1 pseudogene is annotated in these 339 nt (G+C 67.3%); it reads right to left on the reverse strand.

The window, feature by feature from the left end:
- Nucleotides 1–60: 60 nt before the first annotated feature.
- Nucleotides 61–339 (reverse strand): annotated as a pseudogene (locus tag EN852_RS37245) (NAD(P)-dependent alcohol dehydrogenase); the annotation flags it as partial.

Consider the following 339-nt stretch of genomic DNA (forward strand, 5'->3'; position numbering starts at 1 on the left):
CGGCGGCTTCGCGGAGGCCTTCCGGATGATCGGACTCATCGAGAAGGCCCCCGCGGGCGACTAGATCGACGAGGCGTCGATCACGAAGCGGTAGCGCACGTCCGAGGAGAGCACGCGCTCCCAGGCCTCGTTGATCTGCTCCGCACCGATGAGCTCGGTCTCCGGGTGGATGCCGTGCTCGGCGCAGAAGTCCATCATTTCCTGGGTTTCGGCCATGCCGCCGATCGCCGAGCCGGTCAGGTGCTTGCGGCCGAAGATCACGCTGCCACCGGTCAGCGGCGGGTCCAGTTCGGTCAGTACGCCGACCAGGCACATGGTGGCCTTGCGCTTGAGCAGGCC

The sequence above is a fragment of the Mesorhizobium sp. M2E.F.Ca.ET.209.01.1.1 genome, from assembly GCF_004010375.2.
GTDB lineage: Bacteria > Pseudomonadota > Alphaproteobacteria > Rhizobiales > Rhizobiaceae > Mesorhizobium.